The following is a 26985-nucleotide window of genomic DNA, read 5'->3' on the forward strand; positions in this document are numbered from 1 at the left end:
GTCACAACCCCTGTTCAAGACGAAACAACAGGCAGTGCTCGGTGGCTTTTGCCATGTATTTTTTTACCGAACTGACGGAAACTGAGAGCTGCGTAGCGATATCCGCATAGGTGAGATTATCCAGCTGTGACAGCAAAAAAGCCTGACGCGCCTTATGCCCTAACCCATCCAACATCCGGTCAATAAGTTGCAGGGTTTCCAGCTGGCTTTGCTGCACCTCGGGTGAAGGGGCAACGGCGGTGGGCAATTGGCTGAGCAATTCCAGATACGCATTTTCCAGCGCGTTGCGGCGGAAACGATCCACCATCACACGTTTGGCGAGGGTGCAGAGAAACGATTTGGCATCACGGATATCATGCAAATGATGGCCAGACATCACGCGTAAAAACGTATCCTGCGCGACATCATCCGCATCAAACGCCGAACGCAGCTTACCCGTCAGCCAATGCTTCAACCAGCGGTGGTTATTGGCGTAAAACAGGGCGAGAGAAGGTGCAGCGGGCGATTCAGCAGCAGGCAGCATGATGTCAAAGTATGTCAAAGGGTGAAAAGTGTAATGATACTATCTGCGAATGGTTATCATTACAACTGCGACTGATTTAACACCCCCCTGCCGATGAGCTCTGGTATGTCAGTGTACGTGGGACCCCAATGGACTGGCGTTCAATCAATTCTGCGCTAAATACCGGTAAAGCTCCCAGCGCTTCACCACGAATTTCGGCGATCAAGCGGCGCGCTGCTTCGCGGCCCATTTCGTAGACCGGTTGTGCCACCACCGTCAGCGGCGGGTGAACAATTTCGCTCCATGGAAAATTGTCATACATCACAAACGAGAGATGCTCCGGAATGCGCAGACCGCGCTGCATGAGCACGCGCAATAGCGACATCGCCACCACGCTGTCGGAGGCAATCAGGGCTGTCGGTGGCTGGGGACGCTGCCATAATCGCGTCACGATCTGCTGGATTTGTTCGTCACTGGCAGCATTCACCTGCACCATGCCGGGATCGAAAGGATGTCCGGCAGCAGCAAAAGCACGCATCATGCCATCGACACGCTGCGCAACAGGCGTCAAGCCGAAGTCACTCAGCTGGCGGAATTCACTGTCCAGCGTCATGCTGGTGATATACACCACATCACGGTGTCCCGCGACTATCAACTGGTGAGTAGCCTGTTGCGCAACTGCGGTAAAATCGCAGCAAATTGCTTCCACATCCAGAGCAATGACCGCACGATCAAATAACTTCAATGCCCGCCCTTCCGCCTGTACCTGCCGCAGATGGTGGTTTTTCTCCCGTTCCGAACAGCAGGGGGTAACGATGATGCCATCCACCTGTTTTTCCAACATCACCCGCACCGCGTCCTGCTCTGCCTGCCACTTTTCGTCGCTGTTGCTCAGTAGCAACTGATAACCCGCCTGCCGGGTGACATCCGCCATACCACGTAATGCCAGGCCAAAGTGCGGGTTTTCAATATCACCAACAATCACCCCGATGGTGTTGGATCGCCCGGTGTTCATGCTGCGCGCCAGTTCGTTAGGACGATACCCCAGTGCCGTCGCCGCGTTACTCACGCGGGTCTGTACCTCTTCACTGACCGCGCCATATCCCCCCAGCGCGCGTGCCGCCTGCGCTTTCGAAACGTTTGCCGCTCGTGCCACATCGGCCACCGTCGGCGCTTTGGTACGCGCTTTTTGCTTGGTCATAATTAATTCGAATCACAGGTTGAGGTCAGGAACATTGACGCTGAAAAACGGGTGTGCTTAAACTCATTCTACCTCCTTGAGACCGGTCTCACAATCACTGCGTCTTGTGGAGTCACCCGTGTTGAGACCGGTCTCAAAAACATTACAGCTTACCGGCTCAACTGACTCTGATGTTTAACCTGCAAAAACGGACGAGCTATGAAATCGCATAAACCCCTGCACGCGCTGTTCGGCGCAGCCATCGCATTGTGTTCGCTTTCCTTTACCACGCTTGCTGCAAGTCAAGATAATCCCTGGGGCCTGCTCTCTCCCGGCCACCTGCGGGTCGCCAGCGTTGGAGACTCCAAGCCCTATACCTTCACCGACGCCAGCGGCCAGTTCACCGGTTTTGATGTGGAGTTTTTCAAAAATGTGGCTCACCGCATGGGCATCGATCAGGTGGACTTTGTCGGGCAGGATTTCTCTGCCATCCTGCCCGCCGTGGCGAATGGTCAGTTTGATGCCGGTGTTGCCGCGATTGGCATTACTCCGGCGCGTGAAAAAACCGTCGATTTCTCCACCGGCTATCTCGCCGGATATCTGACCGTGCTGACACGTAGCGACAGCGGAGTGACAAACGTAGAGACGCTGGCAAAGCATCGCCTTGGCGTGATTCAAGGCACGTTGCAAGAAAGCTATGCGGTACAACACTTTACCCAGACAGACATCGTGCGTTTTCCGGATAACAACACCGCCGTCTCGGCACTGAATAATAGCACGCTGGATGCGGTTTTCCTCGATTATGAAGCGGCGAAAAGCTATGCCGGCCGTTTCAAACTGGTGTCTGCCGCCGATATCCCTTCCTTCAACGCCCCCGCCGGGGTCGCCATCGCCAAAGACAAACCGGCATTCAAAGCCGCGCTGGATAAAGCGATCAAAGCCGCGATGCAGGATGGCACCTGGAAACAACTGTATCAGAAGTGGTTTCCCGGCTCCCCGATGCCAAAACAGTATCTGCCTGACGGCCAGTAATCAGGGGTTTTTCACCGGTGATGAGCCTGCTCATCACCCGTACTGAAGGGAGACGCCGATGGACGTACTCACAATTCTTTCTCGTACCTTCTTTGATCTTCCATCGATGATGGAAGTGCTGCCGCAGCTGCTGGCCACCGGTCTGGTCAACACGCTGATCATCTCACTGGCGGCCACTGTCCTCGGGACGCTACTGGGGCTGCTGCTGGCACTGCTGGGGATCTCCCCGTCACGCTGGGTGCGCCTGCCCGCCCGCATGTATACCGACCTGTTTCGCGGTCTGCCGTCGATTCTCACCATTTTGTTGATCGGTCAGGGATTAGCGCGTTTCAGTTATCAGCTGTTTGGCCCCTCGCCCTACCCACTCGGCATTTTTGCCCTCAGCCTGATCGCCAGCGCCTACATGGGTGAGATCTTTCGCGCGGGGATCCAAAGCGTTGAGCGTGGTCAGATGGAGGCTTGTCGGGCACTGGGTATGAGCTACAGCCGGGCCATGCGACTGGTGGTGATCCCGCAGGGGATCCGCCGCGTGTTACCCGCCATCGTTAACCAGTTTATCGCCATCATCAAAGATTCCTCGCTGGTGTATCTGCTGGGGCTGATGACCAATCAGCGCGAACTGTTCCGCGTCGGTCAGGATGCTGCGGTGCTGACTGGCAACCTGTCACCACTGATGCTGGCCGGATTGTTCTATCTGATCATCACCGTGCCACTGACGCATATGGTCAACTACGTTGACGTGCGCTACCGCACCGGCCGCCGTCGCCGCACGGCACCACAGAGCGGCCTGAAAGAGGTGGAAGAAGTGCAGAAACCGTCAAATACCGCGCTGTTCGGCAGCCTCGGAGGTCCACATGACTGAGGCAAGCTGGAAAGGTGCCAGTCTCGAACTGCGTAACCTGTCACTGTCCTACGGACCGATCGAGGTGCTGCGCCGGGCATCGCTCCATGTCGCACCGGGTGCCACGACCTGCATCATCGGGCCATCCGGTTCCGGTAAATCCACCCTGCTGCGCGGCATCAACCGCCTGCACGAGCCGCAATCCGGCGATGTGTTGCTGGCCGGGCGTTCGGTGCTGCGTGACAAACCCGATGCCCTGCGTCTGCGCATCGGCATGGTGTTTCAGCATTTCAACCTGTTTCCCGATCACAGTGCGCTGGAGAACGTGGCGCTGGCACCGTGGAAAGTGAAGGGCTTAGCCAAATCCCAGGCGATGGCGATTGCCCGTCAGCGGCTGGAGGAAGTGGGACTGGGCCAGCGTGCCGATCATCATCCGCGCGATCTGTCTGGTGGTCAGCAGCAGCGGGTGGCGATCGCCAGAGCACTGGCGATGGATCCGGAGGTGATGCTGTTTGATGAAGCCACCTCGGCGCTGGATCCCGAGCTGGTGAAAGGCGTACTGACCCTGATGGCCGATTTGTGTCGCCGCGGGATGACCATGGTGGTGGTGACGCACGAGATGGGGTTTGCGCGCAAGGTCGCCGACCAAGTGGTATTTATGGACGAAGGCGAGATTATCGAGGTTGGCAGCCCGACAGCGCTGTTTGATAACCCGCAATCGCCTCGTCTGCAACGTTTTCTTTCTGAAGTGCTGTGAACAAGGAATCTGACATGGCGACAAAACAAGTGGTGATCATCGGTGGCGGCGTGCTGGGCGTCTCCAGTGCATTACAGCTGGCAAAGCGTGGCGCTGCGGTCACCCTGGTGACAGAGGCCGCATTGTGCTCTGGCGCATCGGGGCGTTCGCTATCGTGGTTGAATTCGGCAGGTGAACGTTCAACGCCCTACCACCTGCTACGCATGGCGGGCATCGATCGTTATCGCACGCTTTTTTCGGAAGATCCGACACGCGACTGGCTGCGTTTTGACGGCGGGGTGTTCTGGACCACCGGTGATGGCAGCGCTGTTCGGGCACGGCATCGATATGAGAAAGCCCACGGTTATGACTCACATCTTGTCACCCGCGATGAACTGCCGCAAATCGATGCCGGCGCGTTAAACGGGGAGGCGGTTTTTAATCCGGGCGAAGGTTGGGTCAGCCTGCCCGATCTGATCGCTTATCTGGCACAGCAGTTACGTGCACTGGGTGGCGAAATTATCGAGGATGTCGGACCGGCTCAGGTCGTCACTCGCGACGGGCGCGCCTGCGGTGTGCGCTGGGAAACGGGTGAGTTATTGGCCGACGCGGTGCTGGTGGCCTGCGGTCCCGCCACCCCCGCTGTCGTGGCACCACTTGGCGTGCGCATCCCCAACGGTTCTCCGCTGTCGATGCTGGTGATCACCCAACCCGTCGCGCCCGGCATCAAAACGGTGCTCAACACACCACGGGTGGCGGTACGTCCCAACCCTGGCGGTCGCCTGGCACTGGATCATGACTGGTATGAAAACGCCATACAGCCCCTTGCCCGCGGTGAATTTACCATCGATGAACAGGTGGTGCGTCAACTGGTACACGAAGCGGAAAAACTGCTGCCCGGAGACGTTGCGTTGCAGGCGCAAAGTTGGAAGATCGGTTACAAACCGATTCCCGGTGACGGGGAGCCGGTATTGGGCGAACTGCAACAGGTGCCGGGCTGTTTTGTCGCCTTTACCCATTCCGGGGCCACGCTGGCGTTAATCGTTGGTGAGCTGCTGGCGGATGAGATCATGAGCGGCGACAAACACCCGATGCTGGCCACATTCCGACCGGAGCGCTTTAGCTGAGTTTTGGCCGTCTCCCCGTTGCCCTAACCGGGGGGACACCCTATTCCTCCATGCCTGATTAGAGCTAACGGGAGAAGTCTTCACTACGTAACCGGCCATCTGCGACCGGGGTAATACGGGCTAATTTTGTCCGGCTCAGATTTTTCCTGTGTCATTGCACGCTGCGCTTTATCCCAACGCGCGGGAAAAATCTCTGTAAGTGTCTGCTGGGCGTTATTGGCCATTTCACCCGCACATTCCCTATAGTCATTTCGCTTTACCCAATTGTTACTGTGCAGCGTCGTAGGGCTGGCTTTTATGTCATGTATGAGTTGCGTTGCCTTATATTTACTCTGTGGTTTCGTCGTATTGAAAAAATGCGTGACGGCTGTTTCAGTGTTGACTTTCCTATCGATTCCCTTTGATTTCTCATCTTATTGTCTGAGCTGATATCGACTCCGCATATCAATCCATAGACGAAACTTTCACCATTAGTGACTTTCTCCGGTGTTATTTTACCGGTTGAATATTCCCCTCTGATCAAAACACCGCGCGATAACACCGCTTTTGCATTAGGCTTGAAATGTGATCAATATCTCATTTAAGCTCGGGAGGAAGAGATGAATGATGTATCACGACGCCACTTTATGGGGGTGTTATCCGGTCTGGCGTTCAGTGCACCGCTACTGTTCAGCCGTTATGCCAGCGCCAGTCCTGCGTCGGACCCTGTTAAACTGCTGCGTTTAGAACCTAACAGTTGGGTGCCGAATAATCCGCACCTACCGGTAATACTTTATTCGGACGTGTTGCCGCACGCCTCGGAGATGACCCACCCCACCGAAAGTTTGTTCGAGCAAAACGACTGGCCGCCGCAGTGGGTGGCGTCCATTTTCAGCTTTCATCATTATCACAGCACCGCCCATGAGGTGCTGGGCTGCATCAGCGGGACGGCGCAGGTGATGCTGGGCGGTCCAGGTGGGGAGCTGGTGACGATGACGGCAGGCGATGTCGCGTTACTCCCCGCGGGTACCGGGCATTGTAATCAGGGCAACAGCGATGACTTTCAGGTGGTGGGAGCCTACCCGCCCCAACAGCAGTGGGATATCTGCCGCGCTGCGCCGACTGCCGAAATGTTGCAACGCATCAGCCAGCTCCCCTTCCCGGAAAGCGATCCGGTTGCCGGGCGTGCTGGCCCACTGACGCGCAACTGGCGGCGGGCGTAACAGGTTACACGGTGGTGGAAAGTGCACCGGTGCACGCCGGGCCGGTGCAGCACGACGATGCAATAACCCATTATAAATATGCGATGCATCTGCCACGCCATAATTTAACCTTAGCACCGGTGTTAACAGCAAGATCTTGAGCATTGAGCCGGATACCGTTGCATCTACGGTAAATAGGTTGATTAGACATTTGATCGGGCAGTACAACAGCCATTCGTGATTGCGCACATATTTTATGTCTGTCACAAAAGATAAATAAATCGTTTTGCTGTATCTCGGGTAAATGTTGTCATTCCGGTGCGGTTAGCATTAAAATCGCTTCCTCTCTTACCATTTAACGCGCAGATAATGTTAAAAGTCGCGCGCAATCTGCTTTATTATAAGCCTGAGTTGTGTTGTACTTCTCAGCACAGAAATGTCAGGTCAGACGTTCTATCTATAATTGCGCAGTAAAAAAATAACAGTTTTTAATTTTATTCGTTCAATGACACAGAATTTTTGGGAGAAGTCCATGAGTGACTCACTTAAGGCGTTAAATAACATTCGCACCCTGCACGCACAAGCACGTGACCTTCCGCTGGCAGAACTGGAAGAAATGCTGGAGAAGTTCAGCATGGTGGTTGCCGAGCGTGAGAAGGCAGAAAAACTGGCTAAATACCGCGAATTGTTGCTGGGCGATGGTATCGATCCCACGGAATTACTGGGTGCCTTACAGGCAGCCGCGAAACAACGTGTAAAACGTGCTCTGCGGCCGGCGAAGTATAAATATGCCGATGAAGATGGTCAGGAAAAAAACTGGACCGGTCAGGGTCGCACCCCGGCGGTGATTAAAGCGGCGATCGCCAGCAGTAAATCGCTGAACGATTTCTTGATCTAATTGGCGGCAACCGCAATTCGATTATTTTGCTAATGATTATATGTGGGCTGGCATGCCCACATTTTTATGCCTGGTCGTTTAATGTACCGAATTAGGATTATTTCCGGCTTTACTGCCCGTCACGCTCAATGTAATGTTTCGGTTAGAGAAAAACACAGGCATCTTCAGGTCGGTGACTTCCTATGCACGCGCTGCTAACTTCGCTACGTTTGTCTTCACCTTTTCATCAGATTAAATCATTAAGCCCTTTTCAGGCCGATATCATTAAAACCATTGCCCTGCTGGCGATGTTAGCGGATCACATTAACACCATTCTATTAAATGGCCACAATGCCTTGCTTTCCGCCGTTGGTCATTCTGCGTTTCCTTTATTTACCCTTATCTGGGCCATCAACCTGCCTGAAGATAGCGCACGGTTACGTCAGCGCGCCAAACGGCTCTGGCTCTGGGCACTTGCCACCCAGCCGCTATTCTGGCTGGCTTTTATGATGAAAGGACAATCCTGGCTGGCGCTGAACATTCTGTTCGCCTATGCCGGTTGCACGCAATTGCTGAGTTGGTCTGCACGCTGGGGCGTCAATGGCGCGATGGCAGGGCTGGCGGTACTTTTGTTGCTGGCATGGCCGTTAACGCCCGCCAGCTACGGCATTCCCGGTATTGTGTTTTGCCTGCTGTGCATGGCCGCCCGCTGCATCAGTGCCGTGGCGGAAAGTCGGTTGTTTCTGATGCTGGTGTTTGTCGCGATGGCGTGGCTGAGCCTGCCCGGTAACGGTTATGACGATACCCTGGTTTATGATCTGCTGCCGGGACTGGTGCTGCCGCTGCTGATCATCACGGCAGTCGCTGCGCTGCCGCATATCTCCGCGACACGGCTCTGGCCAAGGCGCTTTTTCTATCATGCTTACGCCGGGCATCTCACCCTGCTTGGCGTTCTGGCGGTGATGCCGGTACGGCTTTAACGGCTGACTTCACCCCCGTAGCCCGTAACTTTCAGGCTATCCTCGCTAATTTCCACCACGGCAAAGGGGGCGGCTTCAGCACCATCCAGTAACCCTTTTAGGGTAAAAAAATCAGTATCGTCAATTCGCGCATAACCGCCACGATGATCATGTCCCGCAAAACAAGCCCGCACCCGGTAACGACAAAGCAGTGCCGCCAGTTCGGTGCCATTCCACAAAACATGCGTGGTGTGGGGTGCCAGTGGATAGTGACCAAACACGATCACTTGCTCATCGTTCATCTGCGCCTGTTGTAACTGGCGTTCGATCCATTGCCACTGTTGTTCGCCTACCGCACCGTTCCACGGTTGCGCCTGTGGCTGTTGGTTCGCGACTAAATCGGCCAGCAGCGCTTCAGCCTGCTGACGCTCTTCCCCGCTGCAATACAGGCTCAGATCGTTACCGTCATAGACCACAAAACGCCAGCCTGGCAGCCGGAAGCTGTAATAACTTTTCGGCAGTGCGACATCCGCCAGCCGATCGTTCAGGCTCAGTGCATCGTGGTTGCCTTGCACCACCGCGTGCGGGTGTTGCAGCTGCTGATACAACGGCAACAGCGCGCGGTAATCTTCCCAGTGACGATCGACCATATCCCCGAGCGTGACGACAAAATCCAGCGGCTGCTGATTCAACTGCGCAATAATCGGCGGCAGCTTGCGCAGCGCATGGCGATAGTAACGATTTTTCTCCTGATCCGCCTCGACATCGGCATACTGCGGGTCCGCCATCAAGCCAAAGCGTAAGGTCGTATTCAGTAACTCAGGGCGTAAAGCAGGCAGCTGAAAAAACTGGCTGACATCACCTAATAAATGACGCTGTTGTTCAGTAAGCGGATGAACAAATGACATGGATCGTGCTCCTTAACGTATACCCGCGCGCATAAAAGACTGAATAAACTGACGCTGGAACAGGAAGAAGAGCAGCAACAGCGGCAGCGTAGTCATCAGGGTGGCGGCACCGATTAATGCCCACTGCACCCCCTGCTCCGGGGCGGAAAACAGTTGCAGCCCCACTGTTAATGGCCGCACCTGCACTGAATCGGTAATGACCAGCGGCCAGAGAAAATCATTCCAGTGAAAACTGATCGACACCAGAGCAAAGGCGACATAAATGGGCTTTGCCAGCGGAATATAGATTTTGCGCAGAATATAAAAACGGCTGGCACCTTCAATAATCGCCGCCTCTTCCAGCACCAGCGGAATACTTTTGAATGCCTGACGCAACAGGAAAATCGCAAATGCCGAGGCAAAATATGGCAGCGCAATGCCGGTCAGGCTATCGCGTAAGCCCAGCGCACCAATCGTTTTGTAATTATTGAGGATTAGCACGTCAGGGCTAATCATCAGCTGCAACAAAATCAGAGCAAACAACAGGCCGGAATACTTCATGCGGAAGCGTACCAGCGCATAAGCTGCCATTGTCGCCAACACTAGCTGGCACACCACAATCATCAGCACCAACAACGTGGTATTAACAAAGTAGCGCCCAAACGGGGCTGCGTGCCAGGCGTTGATGAAGTTTTGCAACGTCAGTGGCGCGAACAAGGTAAAACTGCCCTGCTCTGCGGCCGGATGGATTGCCACCCACACCGCGACCAGTATCGGTAAAAACCACAGCAGCGCCGCCAGCCAAATCACCAGGTTGAGAAGTCTCATTGATAATGCGCTCGCTTGTCCAACAGGTTGAATTTAATCAAGGCAATGGTGGCGAGGATCACCAGCAATACCACCGTCATCGCGGCAGCGGCAGGCATATCCCAGTAACTGAATGCCGTGCGATAAATATAGAACAGCAACAGGCTACTACTGTTATCCGGGCCGCCATTGGTCATGGCAATCACCTGGTCGACAATACGGAAAGCATTCATCGAGGCGTTGATCAACACAAACAGCGTGGTCGGCATCAGCAATGGCCACTGCACACGTCGGAAGAAATAACTACGCGACGCGCCCTCTATTTCAGCCGCTTCACTCAGACGTGGATCGATTTGCTGCAACGCCGCGAGGTAGAAAATCATAAAAAACCCTGCCTCACGCCACACCGACACGGCCATCAGACAATACAACGCACTGCCCGGCTCACCCAGCCAGTTGATGGCCGGGATCGAGAACAGAGCCAGCAATTTGTTGAGCAAACCGAGCTGCGGGGTATAGAAAAACAGCCACAGATTGGCAATGGCGATCATCGGCAACAGCGACGGAATAAAGAAGGCGGCGCGCACCAGCGCATTGCCGCGCAGATGGCGGTTCACCGCCAGCGCCATCATCAACGACAACAACACCGCCAACGGAATGGTGATGACGGCATACAACAGGTTATTCCACAGCGACTGGATAAATACCTCGTCATCCAGTAGCGCGCGATAGTTATCCAGCCCGACAAAATGGGCCGGATGACCGTTGCGCGCGGCGCTGAACACGCTCTCCCACAACGTTGCCAGTGCCGGATAATGGGTAAACAGCAACAAAAAAACCAGCGCCGGTAGCATCAGCAAATAACCATATAACTGAAGTGACCAGTATCTCGGGTGTTTGGCCACCACTGTTGGGAGAACCGTGCTCATTATTGATAAGCTTTCAGCAGACGATCGGCCTGTTTCTGTGCCGATTCCAGCGCATCGGCTGGCGTTTTTGCCTGCGTCACTGCCGCTTCAATCGCGTGGTTAAGCGCTTCCTGAATTTGCACGCTGTTATAGGTCGAGAGCTCTGGCTGTGCGTATTTCAACTGTTCGCGTGCCACCAACGCTTGAGGAACATCTTTGACGTAATCTTTCATAACGCTAGTGTCCCAGGCAGCAGGGGATGTGGCGACATAACCGGTGGCAATACTCCAGCGCGCTGCCTGCTCAGGCGCAGACACCCAGCGAATAAACTCCATCGCCGCTTTTTTCTGTTCCGGTGACGCATTTTTGAATACATAGAGGTTGCCGCCGCCCGTAGGGCTACCGCGCTGGGTTTTCTCCGGCAGCATGGCCACACCGAACGGGAATTTGGCGTTTTCACGCACCACGGTCAGGTTGCCGGTGGTAGTAACCATCATGGCAGTTTTACCGCTGATAAAGTCCTGTGGCGTGGTACCCCAGGCGATCGCCCCTTTCGGCGACACGTTTTCTTTCTGACCAAGATCGGTCAGCCATTGCAGCGTGGCGATATTACCCGGCGTGTTAAAGTTGACGGCCGTCCCTTTGCCGTTATCCAGACGACCACCGTTGGTGGCAGACAATCCCTGGAAGTTCCAGTAACCGTTTGGTGTTGAAGGGATTTCAATCCCCCACTGGCTGACCCCGTTGTTATCTTTGATCACCAACTTCTTACCAAAATCGACCACCTGTTGCCAGGTTGCTGGTGGCGTGTTGCCGTCCAGACCCGCTTTTTCAAACGCCTGCTTATTCCAGTACATCACCACCGTGGAACGCTGGAACGGAATTCCCCAGACTTTACCGTCAATGCGGCGCAGGAACGCCGGATAAAATCCGTCGATCCAGCTTTTGCCTGCGGCATCATTGGCCAGATCGCTGGCGGCCACAATGGCACCGGCATCAATCAACGAATAGGCTTCAATATCACCAATCACCGCCAGCTGCGGTGCGTTACCACCGCGAAAGGCGGTGAGTGCTTTGGTGACGGTGGTGGCGTAGTCCCCGGTGTAAACTGGCTGGATGCTGACTTCCGGATGCACTTTTTCAAAGTCGGCGACCAAGGCATCTACGGTATGGCTGACCTTACCACCTACCGCAATCGGGTAATACATCTGCAATTTGACCGGTTCGGCGGCCAGAGCCGCAGACACGGAACAAACGAGGAGAGCTGAAGCCAGGCGTAAATGACGAATAGCAGACATGATATTTCCCTGATCAAAAGATGAAGGTTAAACAGCGTATTTTTTTCCGGATGCGATAAGGTGTTGCTCGGCCAGCCAGCAGCGTTTACCGCTCTGGCTGGCAAACAGATATTGCTGCGCCGCCGACCATTGCAGCCCAACCAGGGTGCCTTCATCGAAGCGTTTCATGCCTGGCACTTTAATGGTGAGGGTTTCCGTAATGTTGGGCAGCGAGCACACCAGCAAGGTGTCGGCCCCCATATATTCGTAGCTGATAACATGGGCAGTCAGCAGCGCGTGGCTCGGCTCGACGAGGGTGATATCTTCCGCGCGCAAACCCAGGCTTAGCGCGGATTCATCCGCATCGATGACGATCGGTGCAACCATGCGACTGAGATAATGTGCGCTACCGCGGCAGTGCAGCGGCAGGATATTCATCGGCGGCGCACCTATAAATTGCGCCGCAAAAATACTGGCGGGATTGTTGTAGAGCTCGTCGGGGGTGGCGTGCTGCTCAATATGGCCATCATTAAGCAAAATGATGCTGTCGGCCATGCTCATCGCTTCGGTCTGATCGTGCGTCACGTACAGCATGGTCAGGCCGAGCGTCTTCTGTAATGTGCGGATCTCGCGCCGCATGCTCTGACGCAATTTGGCATCGAGGTTCGAAAGGGGCTCATCCATCAGGCATAGGCGGTGTTTGGCTATCACCGCTCGTCCCAGCGCCACTCGTTGTTGCTGCCCGCCGGAAAGCTGCGCGGGACGGCGCTCCAACAATGTGTCCAATTCCATCAGCTTGCTGACTTCCGCCAGCCGCGCAGCGAACGTCTGTTTATCTTCGCCACGTGCTTTGAGGCCAAACAACAGATTTTCACGCACGCTGAGATGTGGAAACAATGCATAAGACTGAAACACCATCGACAACTGGCGCTGGGACGGTTGCAAATGGGTGATGGTGCTGTTGCGACACACTATCTCACCCTGGTCGGCCGTTTCCAGACCGGCAATGGTGCGTAATAACGTCGATTTGCCACAGCCAGATGGCCCCAGTAATGCGACAAACGTGCCTTCCTCAGCGCTAAAACTGATGTCATTCAGGACAACTTTTTCGCCCCAGGATTTGGTGATGTGTTGAAGAGAAAGGTAGCTCATGCGCCCTCGTGCCTGAGATCAGAATGGCGGTAAGGTAGCTGGGGATAATGAAGGAATTATTTAAGTTGAGTGACGTTTGAGTGATGGGTTCTGACGCAGGCGCAGCGTTAACACAATTTTATTGTCAGAATGCTAGGTATGATTATCATAAATTTTGATTCAAATAAATTTCATATAACATTATTCTGAAAAAGAAATTTCAGTAGATTATTCCATAACAGTTATTTCAATGAGTTAAGCCATCTTGTAACGAAACGTAATAAGAGCCGACCTGCAAAATCTCCAAAATAATTACACTTTTTCGGACCGGTAAGAGATGCTGCTTGCTCCCATTACGCAGAGATAATAACAATGAAAAATACTTACTACATCAGCATATCTAAAACCAATGATAATCATATCCTGCATAACGCCACTTGCCGGATCTACTCGGAAAACAAAGAGGATATGATTCTGATTGGTCGTTACGAACAGCTCGTGATTGCGCTGGGTGTTTCCCGCAATAACTTCAGAAAGGTGACACCCTGCCCACAATGTGTCCTCAAGCGCCGGCTGTATCATTTTTCCCGGCCACGTCAGGAGCGGGTGCCAGTGCGGCATCTCCCGGAGTAGCTCTGCCTGACACAAATCTAACGGCACGATTTATCTGAAAGCGCTGTAAAACCACGTCCTTTTAGGTCGGGGATATAAGGCGTGCCGTTGACCTTTTGCCTAACCCGTTTTGACCTCCGTCAATATGGCTTACATTTTCAGTGTATTTTGTAAGTCCTGTGAAACGCGCCTGTAAATACCGATTTTATTCAACACCCGAACACGTTGAGCTTTTGCCTCAAACGTTCGGGTGTGTGCGTTTTGTCTACAATTTAATCCTGCGCTGGCGAACCGATGCTTATTATGAGCGCCAGGAAAAGATCGGCTATACGCAAGCCAGCACCCGCTTAATGGCACTGAAAAAAGAGCCGGAATTTACCTGGCTAAATGACGTATCCAGCGTGCCGTTACAGCAAGCCTTACGCCATCAACAGGCCGGATTCTCAAACTTTTTCGCAAGCCGCGCCAGATACCCGACATTCAAAAGCAAGCGCCATAAAGAGGCGGCTACGCTCACCAATGCCGCTTTTAAATACCATGACGGCAAGTTTTGTATATGGCAAAGAGCAAAGCGCCGTTAGACGTGCGCTGGAGCCGTGAATTGCCGTCTGCACCATCCTCGGTCACCCTTTCCAGAGATGCAGCCGGACGATATTTCGTGTCCTGCCTCTGCGAGTTTGAGCCTGTATCACTGCCGATCACCGCTTCAACCGTCGGCATTGATGTTGGTTTAAAAGATTCGTTCGTCACCGATACCGGATTCAAAACAGGTAATCCCCGTCACACCACTAAATATGCGAAGCGTCTCGCTCTGCTGCAGCGCCGTTTGAGCAAGAAACAAAAAGGCTCAAAAAACCGCGCCAGAGTTGCCCGCACCCACGCGAAAATTGCTGATTGCCGAATGGATAACCTGCACAAGCTGTCCCGCAAACTCATTAACGAGAATCAAGTTGTTTGCGTCGAATCCCTGAAAGTGAAAAACATAATCCGCAATCCGACGCTATCCAAAGCGATAGCAGACGCGGGCTGGGGGGAGTTTGTTCGCCAGCTTGATTATAAGGGCGAATGGTCGGGGCGAGCAGTCGTCGCAATTGACCCGTTTTTCCCGTCCTCAAAACGCTGCAGCGGGTGCGGGTATACCATGCCAAAAATGGCGCTTAACGTTCGTTCGTGGATCTGCCCTGAATGTGGGGCAAACCCTGATCGTGCTGTAAACGCCGCGTAGAATATAAAAGCGGTCGGGCTGACCGCGTTAGCTTGTGGAGAGCCTGTAAATCCTGAACCGCGCAATGCGGCTCAGGTTCGGCTCCGCGAAACAAGAATCCCCTTCCTTTAGGGAGGGGAGTGTCAACCTGTTGTTTACATAATCGCGCCGCCACTCAGCTACTTGTCGCAACAGCCGCTGCATCCACTACATCCGCTTGCATTACTCATAGCCGGCACCCTAAAGCGTTTCTGATTTATTCGCTCGCCTTTACGGCGTAACGCCACAAAAATCAGTCCATTAAAAACGATAACGCCGATCAAGCAAAAAGAACTAAAACCAGGATGGTCAGCAAAACTCACGCTTTGATAAAATAAGGTAGCGAGGGAATATGCCACATTTAACCCCCAGCAAAAGGAAAATAACATCCAGTTGCGCCCTGCCTCTCTTGCAATCGCTCCCATGACTGAAACGCAGGGAACGTAAAGCAGTACAAAGATCAGGTAGCTGTATGCCGCAAAACCATTACCAAATCTGGCACTCATGGCCCCCATCTGTCCGGAATCCATTGCACCATCACCCTTACTGGCCTCAATGGGGTTTGATAAAGCTGTAAAACTAAACGCTGCAGCTAATCCATCCCGGGTTTGTATTAGCGCATCTTCCATTTCACTTCGCAGATTAAATTCACTTGGGTTGAATTTTCCACTCTCAATATCTTCTCCTGTATAGAGGCTATTCAACGTCCCGACCACGACTTCTTTCGCCATAATACCTGTCACCAAGCCCACCGTGGCCTGCCAGTTATCTTGGGTGATGCCAATGGGGAATAAGGCCGGAGTAATGACTCTGCTTGCTGCAGCCAGCGCGGAATCATTGATGCTATCAACAGTACGGCCGTTTAATGAAAAGCTACTCAGCACACCAATCAACATACTGACTAGAATAATCACCTTGCCAGCACGCACGATGAACATTTTCAGACGCTGCCAGGTCTGAATAAGCAAACTTTTGAGGTGAGGCCGATGGTAGACCGGTAACTCCATAATGAACGGCGTAGCTTCACCGTGTAACAATGTATGTTTTAAAAGCAATCCGGTTCCAACCGCCACCACAATACCTAACAAATATAAAGAGAATACGAGGCTGGCGCTGTGCGCACCGAAAAAAGCAGCGGCAAATACCGCAAAGATTGCCAGCCGTGCGCCGCAGGACATAAAGGGTGCGATCAAAACAGTAATCAAGCGTTCACGAGCGGTGTCCAATGTGCGGGCACCCATGACAGCCGGCACATTACAGCCAAAACCCACAATCAGAGGCACAAAGGACTTGCCCGGCAGTCCAAGAGACTGCATTAAGCGATCCATAACAAAAGCAGCGCGTGCCATGTAACCGGAATCCTCAAGGAAAGAAAGAAACAGATACATCATGCCAATCTGTGGAATGATAGGTAGCACCGTGTTGATCCCGGCACCGATGCCCTGCGCCAGAAATACGGTTAGCCACTCCGGTAAATGCAAGCTGTAACCCAGCCATTGCACGCCATGAATAAACAGCGCCACAGAACCGCCATCAAAGATCGGTTGTAAAGCGGCACCGATATTAATCGACAAAACAAACATCAGGTACATCACGCCGAGAAAAAGCGGAATACCAGCCCAACGATTAAGCATGATGTTATCGAGCTTATCGGTAAAGCGACTCGGTTTACTTTGCTGAATATTGCTGATGGCCGCACACAAGGCGGTTATAGCATGATAGCGAGAATCAACAATATCCATCGCGGGGTCGCCACCTGCAGCCCGGGTAAGCTCTTCCAGATGCGGTATTACCTCCGGGCAGAGTTTCTGGCTATTGATATCCCCTTCCAACAGTTGTAGCGCCAGCCAGCGCTGCTTTTGTGCCGAAATACTTGACGGCATAATTGTGCACAAGCGGGAAATCACTCCCTCCACCACCTCCGAATAACGATCGAGCCTCATAAATTGCCAGTGATGACCACTATCGATAAGTTCCTTGAGTTGAGTTATTCCTTCACCGCGCGTCGACGTGAGCGAAACAACCGGGCACCCCAAACGGTGCGACAATTCCAGGGCGTCGATATTAATATGTTGGCTGGTAGCAATGTCCTGCATATTTAGAGCAATGATGCAGGGTATACCGAGTTCGAGCAATTGCAGGGTGAGAAACAGGTTACTTTCCAGATTTGATGCATCAACAACATTGATCAACAGATCAGCGTGATCATTGAACAAATACTGACAGGCGATACTTTCATCAATCGAGCTATCCGTTGACAGTGTCGTAAGTGAACGAGTTCCGGGTAGGTCAATCAAACGAACATCTGTATGCGGAGTAAAAAACTGCCCCTCTTTGCGCTCTACAGTCACTCCTGCCCAGTTGCCTACTCGCTGTCTGGCACCTGTCAGCTGATTAAATAAGGTCGTTTTTCCTGTGTTGGGATTGCCGATCAGACCAATGGTTAGTTGCTTCATGACTCCACCTCCTCTAGCAACAACGAGGACAGATCGCTGGATCTAACCGCCAGACTAACGCGACGAGTGCGAATTTGCACCGGGTCTCCCAGAGGCGCGACCCGGATCACCTCAATCAAAGATCCGGGAAGCATTCCCAAGGTTAGCAATTTTTGCCGCCAGCTTGGGTTAATCGAAGCTCGGTAACCCACAATGCGCCAGATGTTTCGCTTTTTTAGATGCATAACTTTAGCCAGTCTGTTTTTCAGGAGGAAGCGATTATATAAATGATAAGCATTCCCATAATTTGATCTGAGACGTCGTTATTGCGAGCAATCGGGGTCTAACTTCAATATTGGATTAACGAAGGGCTGATTACTGAGCCAGTATCAGATTCAAATGTAAGTCTTCCCTGCTTACCGGAAGGCATTTCATCCAAGCTCTTTACCTTACTAGGCATCCTGCTTGTAGAGCATAAGTGACGGCGTCACAATATAAGTTGAGTAGCAGTAATTGGGATTAGATGAGCAACTCACTTCATCTCATCAAGTATCTTCCGGTTGCATTTTACTCCCCACAGCTTATGTATAAGCTGTGGGGAGTAAAATGCCTTTCTCATTCAACCTAAGCTGTAGTCAGAAGTGTATTCAAAAGAACTGCATAAGCTATAGCATGTTCACATAAGCTATAGTCAGGATGAAGTGGTTTATCTTTTCTCACATGTAAAGTTAGCGAATACTAACACCATTTTAAATCAATAAGATAAATGTAAGCGGTCACCAGGGTAGTTATAGAATATAAGCTATAGTCAGTCGATTACTTTCTTCAGTCTATATAAGCTATAGAGAGTAAAAGGTGTGTTATAGCTTCCGTTTGATAATCGGTAGTGCGCAGTTTTACGGCCGCCATACGCTTCAGGAGCATTGGAGTAAGCCCTTCTGACGCATTTGATGCCTTCCATCATAAGCTATAGTGAGCAAACTTACTCACTACAGCTTATTGTATAAACTGTAGTGAGTGATCATATAAGCTATAGGGAGTACTGTTACCAACCCTATACTGAAAAGACGTCTAATAATAGGAGATAAATCAGCAGGTTAAAGTGTGAGATAAGCTATAGGGAGTTGGCAGGAAGGCAACATAAGCTGTAGTGAGTTGCTACTCACTACAGCTTATAACTTCATTTTCCTTTGAAGAGCTTCTCGAGGTCAGCCATGGAAATTCCTAATTTATTCAATAGATTGAGTTTTTCCTGAAGCTCAGCATCAACCGGTTCTGCAGGTGTGACGGGCACTGGCGGTTGTGGGTTTTCAGCACTCTCGTTCTTCGGCGCTTTCAGCTTTGGCCGGCGATAATGCACATGAAAATAGATGCTACGCCCCCGCTGAACCTCAGAGTAATCGAGATAACCAATCTCCTTAAGTTGCTCCATCGCCCGTCGTACCGTCTGGTTTTGCGAAAAAACGGGTGACTTGAGATTCAACCTGTCACGCAAGCGAGCCAGAGAGATGGGAGCGGGATTCCTCGGCAGGCTTTCGATATACGTATATAGCGCCTGGGCTGATTCCCGGCGTTTCAGAACATTGATCGCTTTAAGCTGTAAAAGTACTTTACGATCAAACTCATATAGCTCAAACAGCTTAGGATCCGCCTGCAAAATCACGATATCCTTTTTGGTATCGTAATAAGCTGACTGCACTAAATGGGTGATGTATTCCTTACTATCTTCACCCATATTGCTGGCGAAGGAGATAGTTGTCGCCGCGATACGCTTTAAAGACGGGCTAATACGCTCTCTGAGCTTCTTAGAGGAACGACTGGAGGGGATACCGCAGAGTTTGGCAAATTCGACGAAAGGAAGCTGTACCTTGTCTCCGATGACTTTATGCTTGGCAAAGGAATGAATGATCCCGACCCATGTCTTGAAATCATTATCCATATCAAGTCGTGGACCCACGATCTCAACTTTATCGAACCCCTCGGCCTTAGCCAGAGACAGTCGGGTTAATTCCTCCGTCGCATCTGTCGTCGAGAAGGTTTTATTTTTACTATTTTTCAGTGACTTAAGAGTAGGAACAAATACGCCGAGCCTCATCAACGCAACCGGTTGAACGGTATTATTCGCGTTCGGCGTTAGCGTGATCACCTCACCTGTATTTTTGTCCGTTTCTTCAAACAGTTTTTTGAGGTCAAGATTTTCGCTGTCCACAGGCTTTCTCGCGGTTTCGATGATGATCGATAAAGGATCGAGACATCTGGATTTGTGAATGACAGAACAACAACTCACGTAATGTGAGCCTAATTGCATGAAGATAAGCAGGAAAAACTATCCACAGCAAAATCCATCTTCAGTGCGGTTGACTCACTATAGCTTATGTCGTTTTCTAACTACAGCTTAGATTTAGCATTCTATAGCTTATTGTAATCTGCCTATAGTTTATAATTTACTTTCTATAGCTTATGCAATACCCCTATGAGACCAGAACTGGTGCGGCCTGCCGCGATCAGGGATCTATTTGGGATCTATATGGGATCTAAATTGGATCTAAATTATTGGGATCTGGGCAGTGGATAAGTGGATATCTTGCTGACTGCTTTGAGTAATCTTGCCGTTAATACGAGGAAATCCCAGTCAAAACCGTCTTGCAGGAAGAGCAAATGTTCCTGTCTGTGCGGATCAGCATTGAGATATCATCATCTGATAGAAACAAATGACATCCCGCAATGCGATGACATGCTTTCTGCTTCAATTGGCTTTTATGAGTTGTAAGGGTCAGGCAACATACTCAAGCGCCGAGATAGCCTTCGTACTCCTCTGTATGGCATGCAGGTTCAAATGCTGGGTTTTCCCCTCTCTTGCTCCTGATAAATCGATACGTCGCTCTACAGCGTCTTCACATCGTGTTCTAAAAATTAATCAGGCTGTTGGTCAGGACTTAACGCAAAGGAAGAAGGATCAAACGGAGTTACAATGTCACAACGTAGTTATAATCTTATTAAGATAATAACTACGTATTTAATAAATAATTATTGCAATTTTGCTTTACTAATCAACAATGAGATCTCTTCGTCGGAGAAACGTTCCAGACCGAGAATCGCTGCACGAACGATATCGGAACGGTTTACCCGCGTACCACCAGCAAGAATTTCATTACGTATGCGATTATCAATCTCGCTAAGATTTTCATCAGTGAAAGAAATGCTAACCGGTTTTGCTTTAGCCTTCTTCACTGGCTCAGCTCCGGCTGTTTTCGTCTCTGAAGGAACGGCTGTTGATAATGCGGCTGTTCCTCCATTAATAAAGTTGTTTTCTTTTTCTGTTGTTACGCCGGATCGGTTTCTCATAGGATGACCTCTTGGATCAGTCTCTCAACTTCATCTTTTGCTTTGCTGTTTTCTGTCTCGTAGATAGTCATGGATTCAGCCCAGGCATCACGATGTGCTTTACGATCACAAATGCGGGTTACCGCCAGTTTCATTTGCGGAAAATCTTCCAGGACTTGTGCCGCTTCATTACCTTCATTCACAAACATATTGGTGGGGGTCATGTTGAGCACCAGGTAACCTTTTACTTCCTCATTGAAATCTTTCGCGGCAGTAAACACTGAACAGGTATGCGGCACAACATCGAGGTCCATCTGTGAGGGACGTAGTGGAGAGATGAAGACATCAGCAGCCATCAGGCCACTGCGCATCTCCGCGCTATCGCGTCCGGCGCAGTCAGCAATGATATAATCATAGGATTTTGCATGTTCTTTGAGCATTGCTTTGATATTACCGGAGGCACCGGTGACTGGGATATGCGGCAGTGATTCCGGCCGATTGTTGTACCACGTCAGCACTGATTTTTGGTCATCGGCATCTACAATCAACACCCGGTAGCCACGAGAGAGTAAACCAGCGGCAATGGAAACGGCCAACGTGCTTTTGCCTACCCCACCCTTCTGGCTACCTAAAACGATAATCATTGATGACCTCCATAGATGTCGTTCAAACAGAATTGACCTTATTTGGTTATCTTAACAAGATACCTGAATAACAACAAGACAAGATATTATCTTGTTAAGATTGGATTGGATCATAATATTATTTAGCAAAATCATGATATTTATGTATTGATATCATGTTAACTTATCAAGATATTATGTTTTTTGTGTGATATTATCTTAACAACTTGTTATATTTTGCAGTCAACCGATGCCACGTTTTGAGTCAGAGAATAGAGTTTATTGAGTCGTCATCTTCACGAAGGTGCTGACTAGAGACCAGAACATAATGGGCTTCGCAACGATGTCATGTCGTTTTTGCCAAGCGATAACTTCGCACCAGCATCGCTCTTTGCCCGGATGTTCAAAGCACTTCAGCTGTTTCATCTCTGGCATTCATTCTTAAATACGCGATGACAAAAATGCCCTTTTGTTGTTATCTTACTATCTTGTTAAGATGGTATCATGTTATGCCATGCTGATGTTTCGTGCGTGCGAATTATGTTGTACTAACTTCATAAGTTGTTATCTTAACTTCTTAACTTCTTAACTTCTTAACTTCTTAACTTCTTAACTTCTTAACTTCTTAACTTCTTAACTTCTTAACTTCTTAACTTCTTGATTCGTGTCACCCTCGGCATCGCTGCACAATCCATCCTGCCGATGCCTAAAGATGACAATTCGGGTGCTGAGTTGATAAGCACTATTGAGGATGGCTAATCAGAACGGCAAATGGTTTAATTTCTTACTAGGAAATTATCATAACAACTTAATAAAAAAATAATGTTATGATGTTAAGATATGTTGATACCAACATATTAAGAGGCTAAAGTAATATCTTATTAAGTTGTTGGCGTGATTTTCCCTGCCTGTCCTGGATGCCTGTTGTTCAGGTGAGCGTATGGCAAAGCGCGAAAGATGAGTGAACATCAGAAGGGAAGACGAGACTTCAAAGTAGTTGTCTTGTTATGATGTTGTTAGATTATCTTATTAAGATATCAAAATGTTAAGTTAACCGTGAGAAGAGGGATGTATTAAGATGCTATCTTAATATGATAATTATTTAACAGGATAACATCTTACTTGCTAACTGCTATGTCATGCCAAATTGCATTGGCATCGAATCAGACGTAGAAAAGAGGTCGTGAGGATAACCGCACCGGTTAACACCAGTGCGGTTCAGGTCTATCAGAAGCCAAAATTAACCCGCACCATTATCATCTGCGATCAGGTTTGTTGCTGGCCCAGCCCAGGGTTCCCTGATAAGCGATGCCTGGCGTAATGTGGTGAGGCAACAGGAAGTCCATTCCGACTCCGAGCGAAAGCAGTTTCCTACTCTGTGCATAGAGCGGCATAACCCACACGTGCACTGCCGTCGTCGTTCAATATGACCCTGTAAATTCAGGTAGCCCTAGGTAGCCGGTACAGCGTGATGGCCACGGAGACCCGCACTGGAAACAACCTGGGAAGAGGTTTGCGGTGCAAAGGCAAGGTTAAATGCACCCACTCCAATTCTGCATAGCCATCAAGCCAGGTGCGATAATATTGCACACCCGCATAAGGAGAAATCAGACTATCCGCTGTACGGAACTCATAACCGGAAGGCAGGGAGCCAAGTGCCTGATTCACAACCGCGACACTTGTCACCGAACCCATAATTGTCAGAGGGATCGCATTATTCGTGCTGCCGAAATTGATGGATAACACCTGGCGGTGTATCCGTCTGGCTTATTAATCATGCGGGCGCAGCACAGTAAAACTCGCTCGTAGTGGTGCGATTTAACGCGCTGTTTTCAGCAATTTTATAAAAGGGCTGTGATACAGTCGTTTCCTATAAATACTCCTATCACTTGCACAAACTCATCACGACATGACAACACATCATAAACTTGCTGTAATGCACTGGGGCACATATCGCGTTTCCACAACTGAAGGCGCTCTGACGGGCATAGAACCGGTCGAATGGGATCGTAACCCCTCCGCCATTGGCCAGTCACTGGTTGGTGCGGTCGATGGCGCAAGCCGTATCCGTCGTCCCGCCGTCCGTCTCGGCTATCTTCAACATGGGCGCGGTGCACGCCAGGGGCGCGGTAAAGAACCCTTTGTCGAGGTGAGCTGGGAAACCGCACTGGCGCTGGTGGCTGATGAACTCACCAGGGTGAAACAGACGCATGGCAATCAGGCGTTTTATGCCGGGTCTTATGGCTGGTCCAGCGCCGGACGTTTTCACCACGCCCAAAGCCAGTTGCACCGTTTTTTCAATCAGCTGGGTGGCTATACCGACAGCACCAATACCTACAGCCTGGCGGCAGCCGAGCGGTTGCTACCTCACATCATCGGTGAATTAGATGTGTTGCAAAAGCAACACACTCACTGGTCTTCGCTGGCAGAACATTGTGAGCTGTTTGTCGCCTTTGGTGGCCTGCCATTGCGCAATTCTCAAGTTAATGGCGGTGCCGCGAACGATCATTCGCTTAAACACTGGCTGGGAGAGATGCAGCGTAACGGGACGCACTTTATCAATGTCAGTCCGGTTAAGAACGATCTCTCAGGCGTCACTAATGCGGAGTGGCTGTCATTACAACCCGGTAGCGATACCGCACTGCTGCTGGCGTTGAGTTATGTACTGATTGACGAGTCACTTTACGATGCAAATTTTGTTGCCAGCCACACCGTCGGCTTTGCGCAATATCGTGACTATTTGGTGGGCAACAAAGACGGCAAAGCAAAAGACCCGGCATGGGCAGCGCAGATCACCGGCATTGATGCGCAGAAAATTCGCGAGCTGGCACGCTTTATGGCGGCAAAGCGCACCATGATCAATATCGCCTGGTCGCTCCAGCGTGCGTTCCAGGGAGAGCAAACGTTCTGGGCCACGGTGGCGCTGGCGGCGATGATCGGCCAGATCGGCACGCCGGGTGGTGGCCTTGGCTTTGCTTATGCCAGCACCAATCTGGCGGGTTCGGTGCGTCGTACCTTCTCCGGCCCGCGTTTTCCGGCCGGAAGCAATCCGATCAACAAGGTCATCCCGGTGGCGCGGCTTTCTGACATGTTGCTCAATCCAGGTGGTGCCTATCAGTTTGATGGTAAGGATTGCACCTATCCCGACATCCGCCTGGTGTATTGGGCTGGCGGTAATGCGTTCCACCATCATCAGGATCTGAACCGGCTGGTGGAAGCGTGGCGACAACCGGATACGGTGGTGGTACACGAACAGTATTGGACGGCACAGGCCAAGTTCGCCGATATCGTCTTTCCGGTGACCACCTCGCTGGAGCGCAATGATATTGGCAGTTCCAGCAATGATGGCTACATGATCGCTATGCGTCAGCATATCGCCGCGCAGGGCGAAGCCCGCAGTGATTACGCCATCTTCCATGCGCTGGCGGAAAAACTTGGTTTTGGCGAGAGCTTCAGTGAGGGACGCGATGCCGAGGCGTGGATCCGCTTTATTTATGACGCCTCTCGGCAACGTGCGGTGGCCGACGGTATCGAACTGCCCGCGTTTGATGATTTCTGGGCGCAGGGCATGCTGGAGTATGAACGCCCGGACCAACCGCAGATTTTCCTGCAAGCTTTCCGCGATGACCCGGAGCAGTCGCCATTACCAACGCCATCGGGAAAAATCGAACTATTCTCCCAGACGGTCGCCGATTTTGGCTATGAAGAGTGCCCCGGTCATCCCTTCTGGTATGAGCCGGAAGCGCAGTCACAACGAGCGACCGCCGCCCTCTGGCCGCTGCATCTGCTTTCAAGCCAACCGCGTACCCGCCTGCACAGTCAGTATGATCACGGCAGCGTAAGCCGCAAAACCAAGATTCAGGATCGTGAACCATTGTGGATGCATCCGCAGGATGCGGCGGCGCGTAATATCCAAGAGGGGAGCGTGGTTAAGGTCTTCAACTCACGTGGTAAGATCCTTGCGGGCGTCCATCTGAGCGAGGATATTCGTCCCGGTGTGGTGCAGATGTCGACCGGGGCGTGGTATGACCCACAAGACCCCAGTCTGCCGGACTCACTCGATAAACACGGTAATCCTAACGTACTGACAGAAGATCGGGGCAGTTCAAGGCTGGGCCAGGGTTGCAGCGCGCAAAGTTGTTGGGTGGAAATTGAGCGTTGGGATGAGCCGTTGCCAGAAGTGACGGCTTTTCAGCCGCCCATATTTGTAGCAATGAGCAAATAATACTAATACTGTTCATAAAGCCACAACTTTATGAACATCATTTAAATTCATTTATGGCGGGTGTTGAACGATTCCCCTGCGGTTCAAGCCTGCTTTACTTCTTACAAGGCAATGATGGGGATTCGTCTTTCTCACATATGACCTTGTCCTCAGACATATTTAACAAAGCCCACTGCAGCGATGCATTAAACATTGAGCCATGTGTCAGACCCGAATAGAGTTGGTATGAGGCAGAAATTCCTTCTGCACTTAGGGTAGATATCATATTCTGTACATCCTTCAGAATCTCCGATGGTGTACCATCTCTGGTTTTTTTTTCGTCACCATCACCTTCCATCAGATACAGGCGTTTATTTCTGATCGCACTTCCCGGTACCGACATGATTTTTTTCATCATATTATTGTCGTTACCGAGAGATGGACTTGCTGAGTAAAATGAATGGAAAAAAGACGAATATAACCAAGAGTCGAGTACAAAGAGGCCACCATAGGAATGTCCCCAGATTCCGCGGTTAGTCGTATTGATCCTTATATTTCTTTCAACCCGGGGAGCAATGCTCTCTTCGATCAGGTGACGAAAATTGATACTGCCTCCTCCTATTCTGCCATGCATATCCTTCACTTTACCATTTCCCGAAGGCGTATAATCATAAGCCCTGGCATGCAGATCAAAGGGTAGTGGAGTCTGATAGCCAATGATTATTATAACGGGAGGTGTATGGGAAGATAGTTCCTTCAGAAAGCCGTCAGATAACCTGTCCATCACAGCATTACCATCCAGCATATAAAGAACGGGGAATCCTTCTTCAGGAGGTGCCTTTTTCGGTACGGCTGTCCAGACCTGATAATGGCGTTGGCCATCAGTGGAATCAAATTTTGTAATTGAGAAGCTGTAAAAAGCCGAACCCTTATCTGCGATATTGGGGCCAAGAGGTCTCATGTCTGGTCTTGCGTAGCTATTAGATGCACAGATAAAGATCAAAAATAAAGCTGTTAGTTGCGAAGAGATACTCTTACATATCTTGCTGCATAACGGATGATTCATTTGCGTCCCTTTCTTGATTCCACTGATTATTTA

Annotated in this window: 22 protein-coding genes and 1 pseudogene; 10 read left to right on the plus strand and 13 right to left on the minus strand. The window is 51.0% G+C overall.

Features of this window, described 5'->3' with window-relative positions; genetic code table 11:
• Nucleotide 1: 1 nt before the first annotated feature.
• Entirely contained in the window at nt 2-523 is a 522-nt protein-coding gene (gene fecI / locus PAT9B_RS24965; protein WP_013512078.1) for a ferric citrate uptake sigma factor FecI, read from the minus strand.
• Nucleotides 524-599: 76 nt separating this feature from the next.
• On the minus strand, nt 600-1703 hold the full coding sequence (locus PAT9B_RS24970; RefSeq protein ID WP_013512079.1) for a LacI family DNA-binding transcriptional regulator: 1104 nt from the start codon (nt 1701-1703) through the stop codon (nt 600-602).
• A 198-nt stretch (nt 1704-1901) separates the two neighbouring features.
• Between PAT9B_RS24970 and PAT9B_RS24975 the strand changes: the two genes are divergently transcribed.
• The 7 genes from PAT9B_RS24975 (at nt 1902) to PAT9B_RS25005 (ending at nt 8456) form a co-directional block, all read left to right on the plus strand.
• Nucleotides 1902-2714 carry an ABC transporter substrate-binding protein gene (locus PAT9B_RS24975; RefSeq protein WP_013512080.1) on the plus strand — a complete coding sequence of 271 codons (813 nt, stop codon included), beginning with the start codon at nt 1902-1904 and terminating at the stop codon, nt 2712-2714.
• Nucleotides 2715-2772: 58 nt separating this feature from the next.
• Entirely contained in the window at nt 2773-3576 is an 804-nt protein-coding gene (locus tag PAT9B_RS24980; RefSeq protein ID WP_013512081.1) for an amino acid ABC transporter permease, read from the plus strand.
• A complete protein-coding gene (locus PAT9B_RS24985) occupies nt 3569-4312 on the plus strand; it encodes an amino acid ABC transporter ATP-binding protein (protein WP_013512082.1) in 744 nt (247 codons plus the stop codon). Before PAT9B_RS24980 ends, PAT9B_RS24985 begins: the two co-directional genes overlap by 8 nt.
• Before the next feature lie 14 nt (nt 4313-4326).
• Nucleotides 4327-5418, plus strand: a complete 1092-nt coding sequence (locus tag PAT9B_RS24990) for an FAD-binding oxidoreductase (protein WP_013512083.1) — start codon at nt 4327-4329, stop codon at nt 5416-5418.
• 599 nt (nt 5419-6017) lie between these two features.
• The gene (locus tag PAT9B_RS24995; protein WP_013512084.1) at nt 6018-6620 is read left to right on the plus strand and encodes a cupin domain-containing protein; all 603 of its coding nucleotides are present in this window, start codon (nt 6018-6020) and stop codon (nt 6618-6620) included.
• A gap of 511 nt (nt 6621-7131) precedes the next feature.
• Nucleotides 7132-7497: an H-NS family nucleoid-associated regulatory protein gene (locus PAT9B_RS25000; RefSeq protein WP_013512085.1), complete on the plus strand. Its 366-nt coding sequence runs from the start codon at nt 7132-7134 to the stop codon at nt 7495-7497.
• Between the two features lie 182 nt (nt 7498-7679).
• On the plus strand, nt 7680-8456 hold the full coding sequence (locus PAT9B_RS25005) for a TraX family protein (RefSeq protein WP_013512086.1): 777 nt from the start codon (nt 7680-7682) through the stop codon (nt 8454-8456).
• On the opposite strand, the gene PAT9B_RS25010 is transcribed toward PAT9B_RS25005, so the two are convergent.
• Genes PAT9B_RS25010 through PAT9B_RS25030 form a run of 5 tightly spaced genes read right to left on the minus strand, consistent with a single transcriptional unit; the run spans nt 8453 to nt 13466 of the window.
• Complete coding sequence (locus tag PAT9B_RS25010; RefSeq protein WP_013512087.1) at nt 8453-9343, minus strand: metallophosphoesterase; 891 nt, start codon at nt 9341-9343, stop codon at nt 8453-8455. The genes PAT9B_RS25005 and PAT9B_RS25010 overlap by 4 nt on opposite strands.
• Before the next feature lie 12 nt (nt 9344-9355).
• A complete protein-coding gene (locus tag PAT9B_RS25015; protein WP_013512088.1) occupies nt 9356-10150 on the minus strand; it encodes a carbohydrate ABC transporter permease in 795 nt (264 codons plus the stop codon).
• Nucleotides 10147-11058, minus strand: coding sequence for a carbohydrate ABC transporter permease (locus PAT9B_RS25020; protein WP_013512089.1), 912 nt, complete (start codon nt 11056-11058; stop codon nt 10147-10149). The genes PAT9B_RS25015 and PAT9B_RS25020 overlap by 4 nt, the downstream gene beginning before the upstream one ends.
• On the minus strand, nt 11058-12335 hold the full coding sequence (locus PAT9B_RS25025; protein ID WP_013512090.1) for an ABC transporter substrate-binding protein: 1278 nt from the start codon (nt 12333-12335) through the stop codon (nt 11058-11060). Before PAT9B_RS25025 ends, PAT9B_RS25020 begins: the two co-directional genes overlap by 1 nt.
• A gap of 27 nt (nt 12336-12362) precedes the next feature.
• Nucleotides 12363-13466 carry an ABC transporter ATP-binding protein gene (locus PAT9B_RS25030; protein ID WP_013512091.1) on the minus strand — a complete coding sequence of 368 codons (1104 nt, stop codon included), beginning with the start codon at nt 13464-13466 and terminating at the stop codon, nt 12363-12365.
• Nucleotides 13467-13817: 351 nt separating this feature from the next.
• Between PAT9B_RS25030 and PAT9B_RS30405 the strand changes: the two genes are divergently transcribed.
• Nucleotides 13818-14078, plus strand: coding sequence for a hypothetical protein (locus PAT9B_RS30405; RefSeq protein WP_013512092.1), 261 nt, complete (start codon nt 13818-13820; stop codon nt 14076-14078).
• Nucleotides 14079-14236: 158 nt separating this feature from the next.
• A pseudogene (locus PAT9B_RS25040) lies at nt 14237-15393 on the plus strand (RNA-guided endonuclease InsQ/TnpB family protein).
• 47 nt (nt 15394-15440) lie between these two features.
• On the opposite strand, the gene feoB reads toward PAT9B_RS25040, so the two are convergent.
• The 5 genes from feoB to PAT9B_RS25060 form a co-directional block, all read right to left on the minus strand.
• Nucleotides 15441-17756: a Fe(2+) transporter permease subunit FeoB gene (gene feoB, locus PAT9B_RS25045; RefSeq protein WP_013512093.1), complete on the minus strand. Its 2316-nt coding sequence runs from the start codon at nt 17754-17756 to the stop codon at nt 15441-15443.
• Nucleotides 17753-17980 carry a ferrous iron transporter A gene (gene feoA / locus PAT9B_RS30020; protein WP_013512094.1) on the minus strand — a complete coding sequence of 76 codons (228 nt, stop codon included), beginning with the start codon at nt 17978-17980 and terminating at the stop codon, nt 17753-17755. The genes feoB and feoA overlap by 4 nt, the downstream gene beginning before the upstream one ends.
• Nucleotides 17981-18915: 935 nt before the next feature.
• On the minus strand, nt 18916-19914 hold the full coding sequence (locus PAT9B_RS25050; protein WP_041526216.1) for a RepB family plasmid replication initiator protein: 999 nt from the start codon (nt 19912-19914) through the stop codon (nt 18916-18918).
• Nucleotides 19915-20762: 848 nt separating this feature from the next.
• Nucleotides 20763-21080, minus strand: coding sequence for a hypothetical protein (locus PAT9B_RS25055; RefSeq protein WP_013512096.1), 318 nt, complete (start codon nt 21078-21080; stop codon nt 20763-20765).
• Nucleotides 21077-21703 (minus strand): ParA family plasmid-partitioning AAA ATPase, encoded by a 627-nt coding sequence (locus tag PAT9B_RS25060; protein WP_013512097.1) that lies wholly within the window; start codon nt 21701-21703, stop codon nt 21077-21079. The genes PAT9B_RS25055 and PAT9B_RS25060 overlap by 4 nt, the downstream gene beginning before the upstream one ends.
• Before the next feature lie 1888 nt (nt 21704-23591).
• Between PAT9B_RS25060 and PAT9B_RS25065 the strand changes: the two genes are divergently transcribed.
• Entirely contained in the window at nt 23592-25907 is a 2316-nt protein-coding gene (locus tag PAT9B_RS25065) for a molybdopterin-dependent oxidoreductase (protein ID WP_041526161.1), read from the plus strand.
• 94 nt (nt 25908-26001) lie between these two features.
• Here PAT9B_RS25065 and PAT9B_RS25070 read toward each other — a convergent pair whose 3' ends face one another.
• A complete protein-coding gene (locus PAT9B_RS25070; RefSeq protein WP_013512099.1) occupies nt 26002-26952 on the minus strand; it encodes an alpha/beta hydrolase in 951 nt (316 codons plus the stop codon).
• Nucleotides 26953-26985: the final 33 nt, after the last annotated feature.

It is taken from the genome of Pantoea sp. At-9b (genome assembly GCF_000175935.2).
Lineage (GTDB): Bacteria > Pseudomonadota > Gammaproteobacteria > Enterobacterales > Enterobacteriaceae > Pantoea.